This window comes from Mycobacterium asiaticum, assembly GCF_001673635.1.
GTDB classification, from domain to species: Bacteria; Actinomycetota; Actinomycetes; order Mycobacteriales; family Mycobacteriaceae; genus Mycobacterium; species Mycobacterium asiaticum_C.
The window spans coordinates 1-18,338 of record NZ_LZMH01000007.1; the positions used below are offsets into that span (position 1 = coordinate 1).

20 protein-coding genes and 1 pseudogene are annotated in these 18,338 nt (G+C 67.0%); 9 read left to right on the forward strand and 12 right to left on the reverse strand.

Annotated features, from left to right (window positions below; translation table 11 throughout):
• Nucleotides 1-202: pseudogene (locus tag A5645_RS01670) on the reverse strand (hypothetical protein); the annotation flags it as partial.
• Nucleotides 203-340: 138 nt separating this feature from the next.
• Between A5645_RS01670 and A5645_RS29355 the strand changes: the two are divergent.
• A complete protein-coding gene (locus tag A5645_RS29355) occupies nt 341-532 on the forward strand; it encodes a DUF3024 domain-containing protein (protein ID WP_436405456.1) in 192 nt (63 codons plus the stop codon).
• 19 nt (nt 533-551) lie between these two features.
• Here the strand turns inward: A5645_RS29355 and A5645_RS01675 are convergent, their stop codons facing one another.
• The 3 genes from A5645_RS01675 to lpqS all read right to left on the reverse strand — a co-directional run bounded on the left by A5645_RS01675 (nt 552) and on the right by lpqS (nt 2,938).
• Nucleotides 552-1,337, reverse strand: a complete 786-nt coding sequence (locus tag A5645_RS01675) for an alpha/beta hydrolase (protein ID WP_065128289.1) — start codon at nt 1,335-1,337, stop codon at nt 552-554.
• Nucleotides 1,338-1,394: 57 nt separating this feature from the next.
• Nucleotides 1,395-2,429 carry a PPE family protein gene (locus A5645_RS01680; RefSeq protein ID WP_065128290.1) on the reverse strand — a complete coding sequence of 345 codons (1,035 nt, stop codon included), beginning with the start codon at nt 2,427-2,429 and terminating at the stop codon, nt 1,395-1,397.
• Between the two features lie 110 nt (nt 2,430-2,539).
• The gene (lpqS, locus tag A5645_RS29525) at nt 2,540-2,938 is read right to left on the reverse strand and encodes a putative copper homeostasis (lipo)protein LpqS (protein WP_065128291.1); all 399 of its coding nucleotides are present in this window, start codon (nt 2,936-2,938) and stop codon (nt 2,540-2,542) included.
• Nucleotides 2,939-3,074: 136 nt separating this feature from the next.
• Here lpqS and A5645_RS28285 point away from each other — a divergent pair, with 136 nt between their 5' ends.
• Nucleotides 3,075-3,773, forward strand: coding sequence for an Mtp family mycobacterial-type pilin (locus tag A5645_RS28285; protein ID WP_155767805.1), 699 nt, complete (start codon nt 3,075-3,077; stop codon nt 3,771-3,773).
• Between the two features lie 124 nt (nt 3,774-3,897).
• Nucleotides 3,898-5,328, forward strand: coding sequence for an NAD(P)/FAD-dependent oxidoreductase (locus A5645_RS01690; protein ID WP_065035877.1), 1,431 nt, complete (start codon nt 3,898-3,900; stop codon nt 5,326-5,328).
• A 6-nt stretch (nt 5,329-5,334) separates the two neighbouring features.
• Here the strand turns inward: A5645_RS01690 and A5645_RS01695 are convergent, their stop codons facing one another.
• From A5645_RS01695 to purT, 3 genes are read right to left on the reverse strand one after another with little or no spacing between them, the layout of a single operon-like run.
• Nucleotides 5,335-6,555, reverse strand: a complete 1,221-nt coding sequence (locus A5645_RS01695; protein ID WP_065128292.1) for an O-succinylhomoserine sulfhydrylase — start codon at nt 6,553-6,555, stop codon at nt 5,335-5,337.
• A 43-nt stretch (nt 6,556-6,598) separates the two neighbouring features.
• Complete coding sequence (locus A5645_RS01700) at nt 6,599-7,015, reverse strand: rhodanese-like domain-containing protein (protein ID WP_036351897.1); 417 nt, start codon at nt 7,013-7,015, stop codon at nt 6,599-6,601.
• Nucleotides 7,012-8,250: a formate-dependent phosphoribosylglycinamide formyltransferase gene (gene purT / locus A5645_RS01705; protein WP_065035879.1), complete on the reverse strand. Its 1,239-nt coding sequence runs from the start codon at nt 8,248-8,250 to the stop codon at nt 7,012-7,014. Before purT ends, A5645_RS01700 begins: the two co-directional genes overlap by 4 nt.
• 167 nt (nt 8,251-8,417) lie before the next feature.
• On the opposite strand from purT, the gene A5645_RS01710 reads away from it, so the two are divergent.
• Nucleotides 8,418-9,668 (forward strand): PPE family protein, encoded by a 1,251-nt coding sequence (locus A5645_RS01710; protein ID WP_065035880.1) that lies wholly within the window; start codon nt 8,418-8,420, stop codon nt 9,666-9,668.
• Here the strand turns inward: A5645_RS01710 and A5645_RS01715 are convergent, their stop codons facing one another.
• Nucleotides 9,669-10,307 (reverse strand): PaaI family thioesterase, encoded by a 639-nt coding sequence (locus tag A5645_RS01715; RefSeq protein ID WP_065128293.1) that lies wholly within the window; start codon nt 10,305-10,307, stop codon nt 9,669-9,671. It lies immediately after the preceding gene.
• The gene (locus tag A5645_RS01720) at nt 10,304-11,602 is read right to left on the reverse strand and encodes an adenylosuccinate synthase (RefSeq protein ID WP_065035882.1); all 1,299 of its coding nucleotides are present in this window, start codon (nt 11,600-11,602) and stop codon (nt 10,304-10,306) included. Before A5645_RS01720 ends, A5645_RS01715 begins: the two co-directional genes overlap by 4 nt.
• Before the next feature lie 88 nt (nt 11,603-11,690).
• Here A5645_RS01720 and A5645_RS01725 point away from each other — a divergent pair, with 88 nt between their 5' ends.
• The 3 genes from A5645_RS01725 to A5645_RS01735 are packed head-to-tail and all read left to right on the forward strand — an operon-like array spanning nt 11,691 to nt 14,040.
• Nucleotides 11,691-12,344: a peptidase M50 gene (locus tag A5645_RS01725; RefSeq protein WP_065128294.1), complete on the forward strand. Its 654-nt coding sequence runs from the start codon at nt 11,691-11,693 to the stop codon at nt 12,342-12,344.
• A gap of 9 nt (nt 12,345-12,353) precedes the next feature.
• Complete coding sequence (locus tag A5645_RS01730; RefSeq protein ID WP_065035884.1) at nt 12,354-13,106, forward strand: site-2 protease family protein; 753 nt, start codon at nt 12,354-12,356, stop codon at nt 13,104-13,106.
• A gap of 40 nt (nt 13,107-13,146) precedes the next feature.
• Nucleotides 13,147-14,040, forward strand: coding sequence for a cation diffusion facilitator family transporter (locus A5645_RS01735; RefSeq protein ID WP_065128295.1), 894 nt, complete (start codon nt 13,147-13,149; stop codon nt 14,038-14,040).
• Nucleotides 14,041-14,046: 6 nt separating this feature from the next.
• Here the strand turns inward: A5645_RS01735 and A5645_RS01740 are convergent, their stop codons facing one another.
• The gene (locus A5645_RS01740; RefSeq protein WP_065035886.1) at nt 14,047-14,460 is read right to left on the reverse strand and encodes a DUF3151 domain-containing protein; all 414 of its coding nucleotides are present in this window, start codon (nt 14,458-14,460) and stop codon (nt 14,047-14,049) included.
• Between the two features lie 37 nt (nt 14,461-14,497).
• Here A5645_RS01740 and A5645_RS01745 point away from each other — a divergent pair, with 37 nt between their 5' ends.
• A complete protein-coding gene (locus tag A5645_RS01745) occupies nt 14,498-15,343 on the forward strand; it encodes an Rv0361 family membrane protein (protein WP_065035887.1) in 846 nt (281 codons plus the stop codon).
• A gap of 77 nt (nt 15,344-15,420) precedes the next feature.
• Here A5645_RS01745 and fbaA read toward each other — a convergent pair whose 3' ends face one another.
• Nucleotides 15,421-16,455 carry a class II fructose-bisphosphate aldolase gene (gene fbaA / locus A5645_RS01750; protein ID WP_065035888.1) on the reverse strand — a complete coding sequence of 345 codons (1,035 nt, stop codon included), beginning with the start codon at nt 16,453-16,455 and terminating at the stop codon, nt 15,421-15,423.
• Nucleotides 16,456-16,517: 62 nt separating this feature from the next.
• Here fbaA and A5645_RS01755 point away from each other — a divergent pair, with 62 nt between their 5' ends.
• Nucleotides 16,518-17,195, forward strand: coding sequence for a DedA family protein (locus A5645_RS01755; protein WP_065035889.1), 678 nt, complete (start codon nt 16,518-16,520; stop codon nt 17,193-17,195).
• Here A5645_RS01755 and A5645_RS01760 read toward each other — a convergent pair.
• Nucleotides 17,192-18,310 carry a glycoside hydrolase family 76 protein gene (locus tag A5645_RS01760; protein WP_065128296.1) on the reverse strand — a complete coding sequence of 373 codons (1,119 nt, stop codon included), beginning with the start codon at nt 18,308-18,310 and terminating at the stop codon, nt 17,192-17,194. The two genes, A5645_RS01755 and A5645_RS01760, sit on opposite strands and share 4 nt — an antisense overlap.
• Nucleotides 18,311-18,338: the final 28 nt, after the last annotated feature.

Here is an 18,338-nt window from a genome sequence, read left to right on the forward strand (position 1 = left end):
CCTCCATGGTGTCCACACACCACTCCTCGGTATCAGAGCACCGCGACAACCGGTAAGCGAACAACTTCCCAATCGCCACCAACTGCGCCGCCGCCGCCCGATTCTCCGCCCGCCACCCCGCGCCGAGCTGCTCAAGCCAGCCCGCGGACTCCGCAGTGCTCGAGGGATGACGGCGCTCCCAATACTCCTCCTCAGCCGCCATCGCCTCCGGCGACGGCACCCGCCCCGTCGGCCCCTCCACCGCAGACCGCCCACCATCGAACATCTGTTCGATTATGCCACACGGCGGTGACACGCTGACGCGAGTGAACGGCGGAAGCTGCGGGGCTGCAAACTAATCATGTGCCGGGACAGAGTGCCCGAGCATGTTCGTGACAAGGTTCGAGTCGAGGCAGAGGTCGGAGAGCGTCATCTAACGATCGTTGAATGTCGACCGCCGCTGGCGGGAACGACGGGACGGGATCCTACAGCCGGACGTTCGCCTTTCCGCAAGGACCAGGGCTCAAGTCAGGTTATATACCAACACCTTTGAGGAGTTGCTCGAGAAGTTCCTAACCCGGACCGAGACCGTTGCTCGCGATCCACTCGTCGATAACCCGCAACACAACAGGCAGCGAAGCTCCGGATAGCACCATGTGGTCGGCTCCGGGAATCTCGACAACGGTCGCGTGCCGATACCGGGCAGCCGTCTGCCGGACGACCTCGGCTGGCACGATGCGGTCGTATTCACCCCCTATCGCCAACACCGGACTCGCTACCACCGCGGCATCGACCACCGTCTCCGGCGAGAGCTTCAGCATTGCAAGCAATATCTCCCACTGCACCCGTCCGGATTCGCACACCAAGCCGGAATAGATCTCGCGCGCGGTCTCCTCGGTCTGACTGTTGGCGATCCACCGGCGGAATTGATCGAACGTCGGCGGGCGTACCGCCTTGGCCCATGGACGTAGCCGCAAGAAATACGGCATAGCCAATCGGCGGTTTGCCGGAGTCGACGCGCCGGTGATGCCAGATGCGGGCGCGGGACACAGGACCACCAACCCGGTGTGTTCGGTGCGGGCCGCGACCAGCTGTGCCAGTAGCCCGCCCATCGAGTGACCGACGAGAAGTGGCGGCGAATCAAGGGACGCAACGAAAGTCACCAGATCGGCGGCGTAGTCCCGAAGGCTGAGTGCCGCGATCTTCAATGCGCCCTCGTCAATCGGCAGCTCATGATGACGCAGTGTGGGAGTGTGCGCCCGGTAGCCTCGCTCCTCAAAGACACTGCGGACGGCAGCCAACTGTTCCCCACGGCTCCAATTGCCGTGGATCAGAACGACGTGCTGCGTCGCGGGCATGACAGCTCATAGTGGCACGGGAACGTTCCGACCGACACCCTCAACAACTCCTCATACCTAACCGATGAATTCGGGCCGGGGCATCACCGTAAGTCGCGTGCCGGCCCGTGGTGCGGTGCCGCTCGAGGTGTTCTCGGCGCGTGGTGCCATGCCGGCAAAAGGCAACCCGCCTAACGCGTTTGCCCTGTCGTCCGGAGTCGCTGCAGCGACAGCGTCGGCTAACTCCACCGGGCGGTGCGTCGCGGGGACCGAGGTCCAGCTCTGCGGCACGGACAGCGGTCCGAGGTGCGCTGCCCTACCCAGCTGTGCGGACACGCCCGACGGGGCCCACCCCGCGATCAGTCCCGCCGGCAGCGGAACCGTTCCGGCCGCACCGGCAAGCCCTGACACCTCGCTGGACAGGGCGGCGGTGGAGGAGCCGAGCGTCTTGGCGACCGAACTCAGCGAAGACATCGCCGACACGGAGGAGCTGAAAGTTGACGTCCCGGACTGCAACGGTTGCGCAAGTTGTTGCAGGGTCTGCGGAACCGTCCAGATCACCGCGGACAACTCCGCGAGCCCAGCAGCATCGGCGACTTCGTTGGGCGCAACGAACGCCGTCAACGTCGACGCGGCCGCCGAGCCGCTCGCATAGCCGTACATGGCCGCGGCATCTTGCGCCCACATCTCGCCGTAGTCCGCCTCGGCCGCCGCAATGGCGAGGGTGTTGACGCCCAGCACATTGGTGGCGGTGAGCAGCATCAGTAGCGCACGATTGGCCGCAACCACGGGCGGCGGCACGGTAGCCGATCGGGCCGTTTCGAATACCATTGCCGCCATGCGCAATTGAGCAGCTGAATGCTGCGCCCGCGCCGCGGTTTTAGTCATCCAGGCCAGATACGTACCGGCCGCGGCCGTCATGGCCTGCGTTGCGTCGCTGCGCCAAGCCTGATCGGTCAGGGCGGAGAGGGTGTCGTTGCAGGAGGCCGCTGCGGCATAGAGGTTCTCGGCCGTCGCCTCCCAAGCCGCCGCGGCAGCCAGCATCGATGCTGCGCCGGGCCCCGAATACATTCTGGCCGAGTTGATTTCAGGTGGTAGTGCGCCAAAGTCCATGTCCTTGTCTCCAGGTGCGCCAGCCCGCGCGCGAACGGCCGCGAACGGGACTCGTTGCAGCAACAGCGATCACCGACCGCGCCCAGGGGGAACGGTCTGAGGCTGACCACTCAGCGACGGGCTAGACAGAGTCGCGTCAAAAGATCGCGACCGACGATGACAAGGCGCGGACGCCTGGGCGGACTCCGCCCACCCCTCACCGCGAACCCGGTAAACCACACAAGGGCGCCGATCGCCGCGACGATGCTGACTCCGGCCGGCGCCGCGATATCCGGCGAGGGCGGGACCGCCGCGGTGAGCTTGATGGGGCAGGGCAATTTCGAAGCTTCGGGACGTGCGATGTGGTCGCCGGCGCCAACGAGCTGGCTGAGGGGAGCGACGGCGAAAGCGGTGTGGCCGACACTGTTCGCCTCAGGTTCGCGCTGCGGCAGACCGCAATGGGCCCCAATACCGAGCAACAACGACGCGATAAGGATCGCGATCCACGGGCCCGCGTGCCGGCTGCTCACTGCGCAATCATATACCCCACAGGGGTATGTGCACAGCCCTCTGACGGCTGATGTGCGCTTTTCACACAGTTAGCCTAGGTAAGAAAAAGGCATGTCGAAATTTACATATGCAGTTGTAAGTACAACGGCGCTCGTTATGGGTATCGGACTGATCGGCACGAGCGTGGCCAGTGAAGCTCATGCCCAGCCGGGACCTCCCCCGCACTGGTGTCCAGGCGATGTCTGGGACCCGGGGTGGGGAGCGAACCCGAACCCGTTCGGCTGCCACGACAACCCAGAGGCTCTTGACCCCAACCTCTTTCCCAACGACCCGAATCCACTGGTGCCGGGCCCGGCGGTGCCGGAGCACCACCACACCGGCCAGCCCGGAAGGCCGTATGGCTCGGGCGGGCCTGGGCACCCGGGTGGGGCGCCTGACGGAACTCCGGGTGGAGCCCCCGGCGGGACTCCCGGTGGGGCGACTGACGGAACTCCGGGTGGGGCGCCCGGCGGAACTCCGGGTGGAGCCCCCGGCGGGGCGCCTGACGGAACTCCGGGTGGGGCGCCCGGCGGGACTCCCGGTGGGGCGCCCGGCGGAACTCCGGGTGGGGCGCCCGGCGGAACGGGGCCAAGCGAAGGCGCGCCCGGTGGCGGAGCGCCGAGCGGCGGGGCGCCTGGTGGGAGCACCGGTGGCGAGAGCACCGGAGGTGGGAGCACCGGAGGCGGCGGCAGCACCGGTGGTGGCAGTACCGGAGGCGGCAGCACCGGTGGTGGGAGCACCGGAGGCGGCAGCACCGGTGGTGGCAGTACCGGTGGCGGAAGCACTGGCGGCGGGGGCGGCGGACACGGCCGCTGACCGGCCGCCGCTTTGCTGGATTGGGCGACATCTGGGCAAGACCAGGAGACGTCGGGCTAATCGAGTCATAGGGTGGGTATGCGCGCTGAGAGAGTGAGATCAGTCGGACCCAGAAGGGGAGAGCATGTCGCACCCATCCAACGAGCAACAACCCGCGACCAAGCGCCATCACGTAGTCATCATCGGAAGTGGCTTCGGGGGCCTGAACGCAGCCAGGAAGCTCAAGCGGGCCGATGTCGACATCACGCTCATTTCCAAGACAACGACCCACCTGTTCCAGCCGCTGCTCTATCAAGTGGCCACGGGAATCCTGTCCGAGGGCGACATCGCTCCGACCACGCGCCTGGTCCTCCGCAAGCAGAAAAATGTGCGGGTGTTGCTGGGCGAGGTCAACGCCATCGACCTGAAGGCCAAGACGGTCACATCAAAACTGTTGGACATGGAGACGGTGACCGAGTACGACAGCCTGATCGTCGCGTCCGGTTCTCAGCAGTCCTACTTCGGCAACGATCACTTCGCCACATTCGCGCCCGGCATGAAGACCATCGATGACGCACTCGAATTACGCGGCCGCATCCTCGGCGCATTCGAGGCAGCGGAGGTCAGCACCGACCAGGCTGAGCGCGAACGTCGCTTGACGTTCGTGGTGGTCGGCGCCGGCCCAACCGGCGTCGAGGTGGCCGGTCAGATCGTCGAACTCGCCGAACGCACGCTGGCCGGCGCGTTTCGCACCATCAGACCCGACGAGTGCCGAGTGGTCTTGGTCGATGCCGCCCCGCTGGTGTTGCCACCAATGGGCGAGAAGTTGGGTGGCAAAGCACAACGACGTCTGGAAAAGATGGACGTCGAGGTTCAGCTCAACGCCATGGTCACCGCAGTCGACTACAAGGGCATCACGATCAAAGAGAAGGAGACCGGCGAACGCCGCATCGAATGCGCGGTCAAGGTATGGGCTGCCGGTGTCCAAGCCAGTCCACTGGGCAAGATGATCGCCGAGCAATCCGACGGCACTGAGACCGACAAAGCCGGACGGGTCATCGTCGAGCCCGACCTCACCGTCAAGGGCCACCCGCACGTCTTTGTGATCGGTGACCTGGCGATGGTGCCCGACGTGCCGGGTATGGCGCAGGGCGCGATCCAGGGCGCGCACTATGCCACCAAGATCATCAAGAACACCGTCAAAGGCAAAGACGACCCGGCCAACCGAGAGAAGTTTGATTACTTCAACAAGGGCAGTATGGCGACGATCTCGCGGTACAACGCAGTCGCTCAGGTCGGCAAGTTGGAGTTCGGCGGCTTCATCGCTTGGCTGGCGTGGCTGGTCCTGCATCTCTACTACTTGGTCGGCCACCGCAACCGGATCGCGGCGTTGTTCTCCTGGGTGATCTCTTTCTTGGGCCGCACCCGCGGTCAGATGGCCATCACCAGCCAGATGATCTACGCGAGAGTCGTGACCAAGTGGATGGAAGAGAGCCAAGGTATCGGACCCGCCGAAAGCCAGGGCGCGTTAGCGGCCGCCGAACAAGCCGAAAAAGCCGAACAGAAGGCCGGTTAGCCCGGGTTAGGTCAACGCCTGGTCGATATCGGCGATCAGATCGTCGGTGCCTTCCAGTCCAACGGAAATACGGACCACGCCGTCGCCCAGCCCGATTGCGGCTCGGCCCTCCGGGCCCATCGCCCGGTGCGTCGTGGTCGCTGGGTGTGTGACAAGGGATTTGGCGTCACCGAGGTTGTTGGAGATGTCGATCAGCCGCAACTTGTCGAGCACTTCGAAGGCCCGCTGCTTGGACGCACCCTCGGCGGCATCCAGCTCGAAGGTGATAACCGTTCCGCCGCCGGTCATTTGGCGCTTGGCCAGGTCGTATTGCGGGTGTGACGGCAGGAACGGGTAGCGGACCCAGCGCACTGCGGGGTGCTCCTGCAGGAACTCGGCGATGCGTTGCGCCGAAGAGTTGCTGTAGTCGACCCGAACCGCCAGCGTCTCAAGGCCTTTGAGCAACACCCAGGCGTTGAAGGCGCTCAGCGCGGGGCCGGTGTGGCGCATCAGCTTCTGCACCGGGCCGTCGATGTACTCCTGGTCGCCCAGGATGGCACCACCCAGCACCCGGCCCTGGCCGTCGATGTGCTTGGTTCCGGAGTACACCACCACGTCGACGCCGAGCGGAAACCCCTGTTGCAGCAACGGCGTCGCAAAGACGTTGTCCAACACCACCTTTGCGCCCGCAGCGTGGGCCAGCTCCGTGACCGCGGCGATGTCGACCAGCGATTGCATCGGGTTCGACGGCGTCTCGAAGAACACCGCCTGGGTGGGGACCGACAGGGCCTGTTCCCACTGCGATAGGTCGTCGCCGTCAACGAACACGGTTTCCACTCCCCAGCGCGGCAGGATCTCGTTGCACACCACGAAACAAGAACCGAACAGGCTGCGCGCTGCCACCAGGCGATCGCCGGCACCCAGCAGGGCACCCAGCGAGACGAACACGGCGGCCATGCCGCTGGCCGTCGCAAACGCCGCCTGAGCGCCCTCGATCAGGCGCAGCCGCTCCTGGAACATGTTGACGGTGGGGTTGCCGTACCGCGAGTAGACGTAGTGGTCCACCTCGCCGGTGAACGACTGCTCGGCAACGGCCGCGGACGGGTAGACGTAGCCGGACGACATGAACATCGCCTCGGCGGTCTCTTCGAATCCCGAGCGCGTCAGTCCCCCGCGCACACCGATGGTGGCCTGTCCGACGCCGTCCGGCAGCGGCTTGGGAGTGCGAATGGATTTCGGGTCGGTCATCAGTGCGCTGGCCCTGTTGCTGTCCCTGCCACTAACCGTGTTACTAGCCTTGTTTCCAAGGCAGCCCTACTGCGCGCCACCCCGTGTCGCCACGGTGGCCCTGCGCATCGAGTTGGCCTTCGAAGCCGTCCAGCACGTTGTACGACGGCCCGATTCCGGCCTCCGTCGCCACTTCGGCGGCGCCGATGGAGCGGTTTCCGGAACGACACAGAAACACCACCGGGCGCTCGCTCTCGGCGGCCGGCAGCTTGTCCTGCAGTTCGGCGAGGAACCTGTCGTTGTGCTGCCCGTTGGACCTGTTCCACTCGATGTAAAGCACGTCGCGTCCCAGGCTCGAGAGGTCGGGAACCCCCACGAAGCGCCACTCGGCGTCGGTGCGCACGTCCACAAGTACGGCGTCGGGGTTGTCCGTCAGCATTTTCCACGCCTCGAGAGGCGTGATGTCTCCTGCGTAGCTCACCCGCGTGAGTCTCGCACATTCAGCTCGGCCGCGACCTGCCGGGCGCGGTCGCGCGCGGTGGTCACGTCGGGTGCGGTCGCCAGCGCCACCCCCCATCTGTCCGGCGAGCGCGCGGGTTGGTCCACGGGCGCCGGAACGAACACCCGCAGGTCACTTTCCGGCACCGCGAGGGCTTCGGCGAGCACGTCACCACCGGGGGCAACGCCGGGTGCCGTCGCGCCCTGATCGATCACCCGGGCGGCGCCTGGCGAGACCATCAGGGTGTCGGCCGCTACTCCCAGCACGGTCCTGGCCTGCAGTTCGAACGCCGAAAGCCGCTGGCTACGCAGGGTTACCCAGGCTGCGTCCGACAAGCCCGCCACCACCTCCGCGAAATACACCTCGTCGCCGTTGATCATCAACTCGACGCTGTAGACCCCGCGCCCGCCCAGCGCCTTGACGATGCGCGCGGCTATCGACTTCGCGGCATCCAGCGCGGCGGGCGTCAGCTCCTGCGGTTGCCAGAATTCCAGCGCCTCGGTGTCCTCACTGGAATGCCCGATCGGTGAACAGAACCCGATGGACGGGCCGGATGGACCCTCGTTGCGCACCACGATCAGGGTGACCAGAAACTCGACGTCGACCACCGTCTCGGCCCAGACCCGGCTGCCCCCGCCTGCGGTCGCACGCTCCCAGGCACCGGCGACCTCGGAGGGCTCGCGAACCACCGACCGGTTGCGGCCGTCGTCAGCGGTTACCGGCTTGACCAGCAGCGGGTAGCCGGCGTGGGCGGCCACCGCCTCGAGTTCGGCAAGCGACTCGACGAACCAGAACGGCGCGGTGGGCAAGCCCAGTTCGTCGGCCGCCAGCCGGCGCAGACCTTCTCGATCCGCGGTGAGCCGCACGCCGCGGGCACTGGGCACCAGCTCGCTGTCCTGGTCTTCCACACCATCGATGGCGACTACGTCGACCGCCCCGGCGAGGGTGACCACGAAGTCCGGTTGCAACCCCTGCGCCACCGCCGTCAGCTCTTCGGCGTCGGCGATCGTCTCGGCGTCCGCGGTGATGACCTCGGCGCCCAGCCGCTGCAGGGCGACGGTCAACTCCTCACCCACCGGGTCGGATCCGAGCACCAACACGCGCGGGCCGATATCGGGTTCGGCCTCGATGGACAGCACCGTCGTGCCCTGGTCAACGTCTGCTGGAAGCTGCTGGTGGCCGGCTCCCTCTGGTCCTTCGGTAACGCCGTCGGTCACCGCTCAAGGATAGGGGCGATCCCCCGAGCAACGCCGCTGGAGTCTTCTTTGGGAATATTTGTGAAAGTCTTGTGAAAATTTGCTGAATGGCGCGGTACCGGGTTGCCGCGGGGAGGTGCATGGCTGTCGTGAGTTCCGAGCCGATGGGGGGCATAGGCATGCTTGGCATGGAGTACGGGGCGCTGCCACCAGAAATCAATTCTGCCCGAATTTATTCCGGTCCTGGATCGGCTCCGCTGGTCGAAGCGGCCACGGCCTGGGAGGGGCTGGCCAACGAGTTGAATGCGACGGCGGAGTCCTATACAGCGGTGATCGCGGGACTCGCTGGTCACGAGTGGCTGGGGTCGTCGTCCATCTCGATGGCGGCTGCGGTAGCTCCGTACGTGACCTGGATGCGGGTTACTGCCGCCCAGGCGGAACAGGCCGCCGCCCAGGCGGTGGCCGCAGCAAACGCTTACGAAGCCGCATACGCCGCGACCGTGCCACCGGCGGCAATCGCGGCCAACCGCAACACCGTCATCTCATTGGCACAGACCAACATCTTCGGCCAGAACACGCCCGCGATCGCAACGGGCGAGGCGGATTACGGGGAAATGTGGGCGCAGGACGTCGTCGCCATGGCGGGCTACGCCGGCGATTCCGAAGCGGCGTCGCAGCTGACGCCGTTCGTCCCGCCGCCGGCCACCACCGACGAGGGCGCCCCTTTGGCCGCCGCCGTCGCGCCTGCGGCGCCGGTGATTCCCTTGCCAAGTCCGTTCGAGGATCTCGACCTGCTGGTGCTCACCACCGCCGGTCTTGCGGGTGCGAGCCTGATCGTGGCCTTGGGGCAGTTCAGCGAGGAAGTGCGCAGCGACGAAGTTCAGGAGGAACAGCTCGAGCAGGGCAACGAACTGGAAGAAGAAGAACTCGGCGGTGGCGCACCGGTTCCGCCCGAGCGGCCCATGGTCGGCCCGGGCCGGATCGGACTGCGGTCCGTCGGCGCCGAAGCCGCCGCGGTTTCCGGTGCCGGCGCCGGCCTCGGTGGGTTGACGGTGCCGCAGAGCTGGTTCATGCCTCCCGCGGTGCGCCAGGTCGCTGCGATGTACCCCGGCACCACGCCAGTCGTATTCGGCGGGGAGGAGGGTGGCTACGCCGGGCTGGCGGTGGCGGGGATGGCGGGCACCGGCCTCGCTAGCCTGGCAGCCCGGGGCGGTTCATCGTCGACCCCGACGCAGGCAGCCCCGGCGGCCAGCGCCGCCGCCGCGGCGACTAGGCCCGCCGCCAACGCGCCGGCCATCCCGGCGGCTGCGACCGCAGCTCAGTTCCCAGGTCTGCCGCAAGGGCTGCCGCCCGGAGTGGTCGCTAATCTCGCCGCGACGCTGGCGGCAATCCCTGGCGCGACCATCATCGTGGTGCCGCCGAATCCGAATCAGCAGTGATCAGGGCTGCCCGGGCAGCAGTCGCACCATCAGGCCGTTCCCCTCGGCCAGTACCGTCTCGTCGGTGTCCACCAGTTCCGCGGACACGAACGCCTTGCGGCCCTCGATCCCGGTGACGCGTCCGCGGATCGCCAGTGGCGTATCGATCGGGGTGATCTTGCGGTAATCGACGTGCAGGAAGGCGGTTCGGCTGATCGGCCGGCCGGCCGCGTGCGAGATCATGCCGAACATGTGGTCGAACAGCAGCGGCAGCACGCCGCCGTGCACCGCCATGTTGCCTCCGACGTGGAATCGGCTGAAGTAGCCGGTCATTTCGACACCGTCGGGCCCGTAGCGCGTCAGGTCCCAAGGCGGCATCAGCAGGCTGCCCATGCCGGGCAGATCCGGCGTCCGTCCCGCCGGGGACCTGCCCTCTGCGGCCTGGAACGGCCCCAGCAACTCCACCAGCGCGGCGGCGTGCTCGGCCGCCTTGTCCCAGACGTCGTCGCTTGGATCGGCCGACAGGGCCAGGTCCTGAACCTTGCGCATGGACGTGACAAAGCGGCGGAAGCCCGCTCCCGGATCGGCCGCCCCGTATTCCGGGAAGCCGCCGTGGTGTTCGTATTCGGGGTCGAGTTCCTTGGGGTCCGGATCTGTCACGGACGCGCCGCCAGCACGTCGCGCCGCACGATGGTCTGATCCCGGCCCGGCCCTACGCCGATGCACGAAACATGCGCCCCGGCAAGCTCTTCGAGCCGAAGCACGTAGTCGCGCGCCTTGGCGGGCAGGTCGTCGAATTCGCGCGCGGCGGAGATGTCTTCCCACCAGCCGGGTAGCTCCTCGTACACCGGCTCCGCGCGGCACAGCAGGCTCTGGGTCATCGGCATCTCGGAGGTCTGCTTGCCGTCGATCTTGTAGCCCACGCAGACCGGCACCGTCTCCAGGCTGGAGAGCACGTCGAGTTTGGTGAGGAAGTAGTCGGTGATGCCGTTGACCCGGGTGGCGTAGCGCGCGATCACGGCGTCGAACCAGCCGCACCGGCGCCGGCGGCCGGTGGTGACCCCGAACTCGCCGCCGGTCTTGGACAGATACTCGCCGTTCTCGTCGAACAGCTCCGTCGGGAACGGGCCGGAACCCACCCGCGTGGTGTAGGCCTTCAGGATGCCCAGCACCGTGGTGATCCTGGTCGGGCCGATGCCCGAGCCGACCGCGGCGCCGCCCGCAGTCGGATTCGACGATGTGACATAGGGATACGTGCCGTGGTCGACGTCGAGCAGCGTGCCCTGCGATCCCTCCAGCAACACCGTCTCGCCGGCCTCCAACGCGGTGTTGAGCAGTAGTCGCGTGTCGGCGATGCGGTGCTTGAAGCCCTCGGCCTGCTGCAGCAGCGACTCGACGACCTGCTCGGGCTCGAGCGCCTTGCGGTTGTAGATCTTGACCAGAATCTGGTTCTTGAGCTCCAACGCGGCCTCGATCTTGTGCGCCAGCTGCGTCGGATCGAGCACGTCGGCCGCCCGGATGCCCATCCGGGCGATCTTGTCCTGGTAGCACGGGCCGATGCCGCGGCCGGTGGTGCCGATCTTCTTGCTGCCCATGTAGCGCTCGGTGACCTTGTCGATCGCCACGTGGTAGGGCATCAACAGGTGAGCATCCGCCGATATCAGCAGCTTGGAGGTGTCGACGCCGCGGTCTTCCAGGCCTTTGAGCTCGTCGAGAAGCACGCCGGGATCGATGACCACGCCGTTGCCGATGACGTTGGTGACCCCGGGCGTCAGGACACCTGACGGGATCAGGTGCAACGCGAAGTTCTCGCCGGTGGGCAGTACGACGGTGTGCCCGGCGTTGTTGCCGCCCTGGTAGCGCACCACCCACTGGACCCGGCCACCGAGCAGATCGGTGGCCTTACCTTTGCCCTCGTCGCCCCACTGGGCGCCGATCAGGACGATTGCCGGCATGACGTGCTCCCAACTCGTCTGGCAGGTTGGGCCGCTTATTGTGGTCCAGCCGGTGACCTACCCTACCCAGCGGTTTGCAAGGAGTGGCATGAATGCGGCGCAGAAGGCGTCCGGCGTGGCGGTATTGGTGTTCGGCGAAGCTCGCCCGCCTCGGTCCCTGCGCGACCTGCCCACCCACCGCATAGCTGATCCCGCTGACCTCGACGCTCCGCTCGACACCTCTGGGCGGTTGGTGGTGGTCGGCCGGGACGCCGACCTGGCCGCCGTGCTGACCCGACTGCTGCGCACCGACCGGCTGGACGTCGAGGTGGGCTACGTGCCGCGCCGGCGCACCCGCGCGACCCGCGCCTACCGCCTGCCGTCGGGCTTGCGCGCCGCCCGCCGCGCGCGCCGCGGAACCGCCCGCCGGGTACCGCTGATTCGGGACGAGACCGGCACGGTGATCGTCGGGCGCGGCGCGTGGTTGCCGACCCAGGGCGCCGCGTCGATGCGCGGTGAGGCCGTCGTGGACGACACCGTGCTGTTCGACGGCGACGTCACGGCGATCTGGATCGAGCCCACGTCGGCGCTGCCGGGCCTGCGCGCCGCCGTGGCGGGCCGGTGGGTGCGCTGGTTCAGCGGGCGCGCCGCGCAGCTGGGCACCACCGGCGCGGTGGTGGTGCGCGACGGTGTCGCCGCGCCCCGACCGATCCGCAGATCGTCGTTCTACCGCAATGTCGAAGGGTGGCAGCTGGTTCGGTAGTTTCGACCGGTGCGGCCCAGCCCGATTTTCCTTGGCCTGGTCGGCCTGACGGTCATCGGTGGGGCGCTGGCCTGGGCCGCCGGATCGGTCGCGCGGCCGCTGGCCTACGCCGGGGTATTCATCTTCGTGATCGCGGGCTGGCTGGTGTCGTTGTGCCTGCACGAGTTCGGGCATGCGTACACGGCATGGCGATTCGGCGACCGTGACGCCGCCGTGCGCGGCTACCTCAGCCTGGATCCGCGGCGCTACAGCCACCTCGCACTGTCGCTGGTGTTCCCGATGGTGTTCATCGCGCTGGGCGGCATCGGGCTGCCGGGCGCGGCGGTGTATCTGCAGACCGGGTTCATGACGCCCGCCCGCCGAACCCTGGTCAGTCTGGCCGGTCCGGCGGCCAACCTGGTGCTGGCGGTGTTGCTGCTGACCGCGGTGCGCCTCTGGTACAACCCGGCGCATCTGGTGTTCGCGGCCGGGACGGCGTTTCTGGGATTCCTGCAACTGACCGCGGTGGTGCTGAATCTGCTGCCGGTCCCCGGCCTGGATGGCTACGACGCCGTCGAGCCCCATTTGAGCCCGCAGACGCAGCGTGCCCTGGCACCGGCGAAACAATTCGGCCTCTTCGTGCTGCTCTTGGTGCTGCTGGCGCCGGGGTTGAACCGCTATTTCTTCGAGGCCGTGTACTGGCTTTTCAACCTGTCCGGGGTGCCGCCAAGACTGTCGATGGCAGGGGCGGGCCTGACCCGATTCTGGGGCGCCTGGTTCTGAGTATTGCGATATATGCAATTTCACGCATATATTACTGCGCATGGGTGCCGGACACAGTCACACTCCCGCGGAGGCGGATGGGTCGCGGATGATCCCCCGGATGATCGGCGCCGCGGCCATTCTGGCCACGTTCTTCGTCATCGAGCTGACGACCGCGCTGCTGATCAACTCGATAGCGCTGCTGGCCGATGCGGGGCACATGCTCACCGATGTGGTAGCGGTGTTCATGGGGCTGACCGCCGTCCTGCTGGCCCGTCGGGGCAGCTCGTCACCCGACCGCACCTACGGCTGGCATCGCGCCGAGGTGTTCACCGCGGTGGCGAACGCGGTGCTGCTGGTCGGGGTGGCGCTGTTCATCCTGTACGAGGCGATCGACCGGCTCGGCGGAGCGCCGTCAGTGCCCGGCGTGCCGATGATCGTGGTGGCCCTGGCCGGCGTGGCCGCCAACTTTCTGGTGGCGATGCTGCTGCGGTCTCATTCGGACGAGAGCCTGGCGGTCAAGGGCGCCTACATGGAAGTGGTGGCCGACACCGTCGGCAGCATCGGGGTCCTGATCGCGGGCATCGTGACCGTCACGACGCGCTGGCCCTACGCCGACGTGGTGGTGGCGGTGCTGGTCGCGCTGTGGGTATTGCCGCGGGCGATCGCGCTGGCCCGCGCCGCGCTGCGCATCCTGTCCGAGTCGTCGCCGGCCCACATCGACGTGGCCGAACTGCGCTCGGCGCTGGGCGAGCTCGACGGCGTGACCGACGTCCACGATCTGCACGTGTGGACGCTGTCACCGGGCAAAGACATGGTCACCGCCCACCTGACCAGCGACCGAGACTCCGCGCAGGTGCTCAACGCGGCACGTGCGGTGTTTTCCGCCCGCGGGCTGGACCACGCCACTGTGCAGATCGATTGCCCGGACGGGCACTGCGAAGAGACGTTCTAACTCGAGCTAAAGACCCAGGGCCTTGCGGCCTTCGGGATCACAGTCATCGAGTAGGTCCAGGCACCGCCGGTACTCGTCGGTTTCGCCGATGGCATCCGCGGCGCGCGCCAGCGCCGCCACACACCGCAGGAATCCCCGGTTGGGCTCGTGCGAAAACGGCACCGGGCCGAAGCCCCGCCAGCCGTTGCGGCGCAGTTGGTCCAGCCCCCGGTGGTAGCCGGTGCGGGCGTACGCGTAGGCCGTGATCGCACGGTCTTCGGCAAGTGCCTCCTCGGCGAGCGTCGCCCAGGCCACCGACGCGGACGGGTGCGCGGCGGCCACGATGCCGGGCTTCTCGCCGGCGAGCAGCGCAGCCTCGGCCTCGCTGTCGCCCGGCAGCAGGATCGGATCAGGTCCCAGAAGATCACCGGTCGGCGTCATGCCTACATCTTGCCAAGCCTGTCGCTAAGCTCCACTCATGCCCAACGCACCTGAGTCGGACCGCGACGGCAAATCCTTCGGCGGCAACCCGGAGCGCGAGCGCGACAACAGCAACGAGGCCACCGAGGCCTACCCCCTGGCCACAGGTGATGCCGAAACCGAGGCGCTGAGGATCGCCAAGAAGCAACCGGACGAGACGTCCGAACCGACCGTCCCGGACGAACCCGAGCGCCGATTCACTGCGCCCGGCTTCGACGAGAAAGAAACCCAGGTCATCGCCACCGCCCCGGAAGCTGCCACCGAGGCCTTCGAAACCCGCCCGGCACCACAGGGCTCGGTGCCGCCAGGTACCCAGCCGCCGCCACCCGGTTCCCAGCCGCCGCCCAAAGCCGCAGTGCCGCAGTCGATTCCGCCGCGTGGCGCGACAAAAACCGCACCGAAGCACCGCAATTGGGGCTGGGTGCTGGCGATCGTGGTGATCGTGCTGGCGCTGGCGGCGATCGCCATCTTCGGCACGGTCCTGCTCACCCGCACCAAGCACGCCAAGCCCTCGCAGGAGGAGCAGGTGCGGCAGACCATCCAGAGCTTCGACGTGGCAATACAGCGTGGCGACCTGACCGCGCTGCGCGGCATCACTTGCGGCACCACCCGCGACGGCTACGTGGATTACGACGAGAAGGCCTGGACGGAGACCTACCGCCGGGTGTCGGCGGCCAAGCAGTATCCGGTGATCGCCAGCATCGATCAGGTAGTGGTCAACGGCCAGCATGCCGAGGCCAACATCACCTCGTTCATGGCCTATGACCCGCAAACGCGGTCGACGCGCAGCCTGGATCTGCAGTACCGCGACGAGCAGTGGAAGATCTGCCAGTCCCCCAGTTAGGGCGCGAGTTACCCCCGCGAACAGACGCGAAAGCCCCCGCACGCTCGGCGTGTCGGGGGCTTTCGCGTCTGCTCGGCCTAACCGGCGAGGGACTTGCCGGCGCAGTGCAGGTCGTTGCAGGCCTCGATGACGCGCTCGGTCATGCCCGCCTCGGCCTTCTTGAGGTAGCTGCGCGGGTCATAGACCTTCTTCGACCCCACGTCGCCGTCGACCTTCAGCACGCCGTCGTAGTTGGTGAACATGTGCGTGACGATCGGGCGGGTGAACGCGTACTGGGTGTCGGTGTCGACGTTCATCTTCACCACGCCGTAGCGCAGCGCCTCCTCGATCTCTGACTTCTCCGAGCCCGAACCGCCGTGGAACACGAAGTCGAACGGCTGCGCGTCGTCGCCGAGCCCGAGCTTGGCCGCGGCGACCTTCTGCCCCTGGGCCAGGATGTCGGGACGCAGCTTGACGTTGCCCGGCTTGTACACGCCGTGCACGTTGCCGAACGTCGCGGCCAGTAGGTAATGGCCGTGCTCGCCGTGGCCCAGCGCCTCGATCGTCTTCTCGAAGTCCTCCGGAGTGGTGTACAGCTTGTCGTTGATCTCGTTGGCGACGCCGTCCTCTTCGCCGCCGACCACGCCGATCTCGATCTCCAGGATGATCTTGGCGGCCGCGGCCTGCTTGAGCAGTTCCTGCGCGATCTCCAGGTTCTCGTCGATCGGCACCGCCGAGCCGTCCCACATGTGCGACTGGAACAGCGGGTTCTTGCCCGACGAGACGCGCTCGGACGAGATTGCCAGCAACGGGCGCACGTAGGTGTCGAGCTTGTCCTTGGGGCAGTGGTCGGTGTGCAGCGCGACGTTGATCGGGTACTTCGCGGCGATGACGTGGGCGAACTCGGCCAACGCGACGGCGCCGGTCACCATGTCCTTGACGCCGAGGCCGGAGCCGAACTCCGCGCCCCCGGTGGAGAACTGAATGATGCCGTCGCTGCCGGCATCGGCGAAGCCCTTGATGGCCGCGTTGATGGTCTCCGAAGAAGTGCAGTTGATGGCCGGAAAAGCGTACGAATTCTTCTTGGCACGGCCCAACATCTCGGCGTAGACCTCGGGCGTTGCGATGGGCATGAGACTTCCTCCTCGAAGACTTTGGTCCAACCAGTATTGCAACGCCGGTATGTTGAAGCATCATGAGCACCTCGGTTGTCGCGTTGGGCGACTTCCTCGACCCGTGGTATTGGTTGGGCCCCGGCGGCGTCTTCGGGTCTGCGGTGCTACCGGGGATCCTGATCATCGTCTTCATCGAAACCGGTCTGCTGTTTCCGCTCCTGCCAGGCGAGTCACTGCTGTTCACCGGTGGCTTGCTGGCATCGAAGGGGACCATCGACATCTGGGTGCTGGCCCCCGCCGTCGCCGTCGTAGCGGTACTGGGCGACCAGACCGGGTACTTCATCGGCCGACGCATCGGTCCGGCGCTGTTCAAAAAGGAAGATTCGCGGTTCTTCAAGAAGCACTACGTGACCGAATCGCACGCCTTCTTCGAGAAGTACGGGCCCTGGGCGATCATTCTGGCCAGGTTCGCGCCCTTCCTCCGGACGTTCACGCCGGTGGTCGCTGGCATCTCCTACATGCGCTACCCGGTGTTCCTGGGGTTCGACATCGTGGGCGGCACGCTATGGGGCGGCGGCGTCACGACACTGGGCTATTTCCTGGGCAACGTGCCGTTCGTGCACCAGAACCTGGAAAAGATCATCCTGGGCATCCTCTTCGTGTCGCTGATGCCCGCGTTCATCGCCGCGTGGAAGACCTACCGCTCACGGCGCAGGGGCACGAAAAAGGAAGAGTCATCCGACGCCAGCGTCGATTAGTCGGCCGCCGTGACGGCGTGCGCGGCTTCCATCAGCATCCAGCCTGACAGCTGCACCGACAGGTCCCGCTCGGGGATCTCCGAACTGTTCACCGCGCCCGCTACGAACTGCGCCTGCTGCCCACCGGCGCTCGGCAGTTCGGCGTCGCGATCCCAGAACGCGCCGAACACCGGCAGGCCGTCCACCGTCTGGCGGTAGTCCCACGCCGACTTCGCGCTGGCCAGCACGATGTTGCGGGCGGTGTCCCGGGCCACGGCGTCCTCGGCGGAATCACCGGGCAGGTCGGTGGCCACCAGCGCCAGATAGCGCGCGGTAATGCCGGCGAACAGGCCGCCGTCACCGCCGCCGGCGCCTTTGAGCACACCCGACGGCGCCATCTGTTCCTTGACGGCGGCAACCAGCCGGCGCGCACGCAGCTGATGCCGTTCCCGGGCCTCGGCGCCGGTGCGCTTGGCAAGCTCAGTCTCGAGACCGAGCACCACCCCCTGGCAGTAGGTGTATTGCGCGCGCACCAGCGAGCCGTCCTTGATGCCGTCGAACACCAGGTGCGTCTCGGGGTCGATGAGGATGCGGTCGATCCAGTCGCTCATCTGGTCGGCCCGCTGCACGTGGTTCCCGTACCGGGCCAAAAAAATTCCCGCCGGGCCGTTGGAGGGGGCGTTGAAGAATCGCTCGCCGCCCTTGCGCCACGGGATGCCGCCGCCTTGCTCGGGCGCCCAGGAGTCGACGAATTGCGAAGCGAGCTTGCGCAGCGCCCGGTCGCGCTGCACACCGGTCACCTTGGTGGCACGTTCCAGCGCCAACGCGAGCCACGCCATGTCGTCGTAGTAATTGTTGGTCCAGAAGAAGTTGTTGCGTAGCCGGTGCGAGCGCATCTGCCGCTTGATCCGGGTGTTCCGCTCCGGCTGCGGATCGCGTAGCTGGGCGTCGACCAGGCAGTCCAGCAAATGTGCCTGCCACCAGTAATGCCAGGTGCCGAACAACCGGTCCCGGCGCTCGGACGGCCAGGCCACCACGCCCAGCTGCGTTCCCGGCAACCCCCACAGTCTTCTCAGGTGCCGTTGCGTGACGGCGGTTTCAGAGCTTCCCGCCCGGTTCGCCCATACCTGATCCATACCTGCCGATCCTGCCCTAACGTGAGAG

Coding starts and splice junctions, on each gene's coding strand:
- A5645_RS01675 (WP_065128289.1), bottom strand. CDS start 1,337: ATGCCCGCGACGCAGCACGTCGTTCTGATCCACGGCAATTGGAGCCGT.
- A5645_RS01680 (WP_065128290.1), bottom strand. CDS start 2,429: ATGGACTTTGGCGCACTACCACCTGAAATCAACTCGGCCAGAATGTAT.
- A5645_RS01760 (WP_065128296.1), bottom strand. CDS start 18,310: ATGGATCAGGTATGGGCGAACCGGGCGGGAAGCTCTGAAACCGCCGTC.
- fbaA (WP_065035888.1), bottom strand. CDS start 16,455: ATGCCCATCGCAACGCCCGAGGTCTACGCCGAGATGTTGGGCCGTGCC.
- A5645_RS01720 (WP_065035882.1), bottom strand. CDS start 11,602: ATGCCGGCAATCGTCCTGATCGGCGCCCAGTGGGGCGACGAGGGCAAA.
- A5645_RS01740 (WP_065035886.1), bottom strand. CDS start 14,460: ATGACGCCGACCGGTGATCTTCTGGGACCTGATCCGATCCTGCTGCCG.
- A5645_RS01690 (WP_065035877.1), top strand. CDS start 3,898: ATGTCGCACCCATCCAACGAGCAACAACCCGCGACCAAGCGCCATCAC.
- A5645_RS29355 (WP_436405456.1), top strand. CDS start 341: ATGTGCCGGGACAGAGTGCCCGAGCATGTTCGTGACAAGGTTCGAGTC.
- A5645_RS28285 (WP_155767805.1), top strand. CDS start 3,075: ATGGGTATCGGACTGATCGGCACGAGCGTGGCCAGTGAAGCTCATGCC.
- A5645_RS01745 (WP_065035887.1), top strand. CDS start 14,498: ATGCCCAACGCACCTGAGTCGGACCGCGACGGCAAATCCTTCGGCGGC.
- A5645_RS01710 (WP_065035880.1), top strand. CDS start 8,418: ATGGAGTACGGGGCGCTGCCACCAGAAATCAATTCTGCCCGAATTTAT.
- A5645_RS01735 (WP_065128295.1), top strand. CDS start 13,147: ATGGGTGCCGGACACAGTCACACTCCCGCGGAGGCGGATGGGTCGCGG.
- A5645_RS01725 (WP_065128294.1), top strand. CDS start 11,691: ATGAATGCGGCGCAGAAGGCGTCCGGCGTGGCGGTATTGGTGTTCGGC.
- A5645_RS01695 (WP_065128292.1), bottom strand. CDS start 6,555: ATGACCGACCCGAAATCCATTCGCACTCCCAAGCCGCTGCCGGACGGC.
- A5645_RS01755 (WP_065035889.1), top strand. CDS start 16,518: ATGAGCACCTCGGTTGTCGCGTTGGGCGACTTCCTCGACCCGTGGTAT.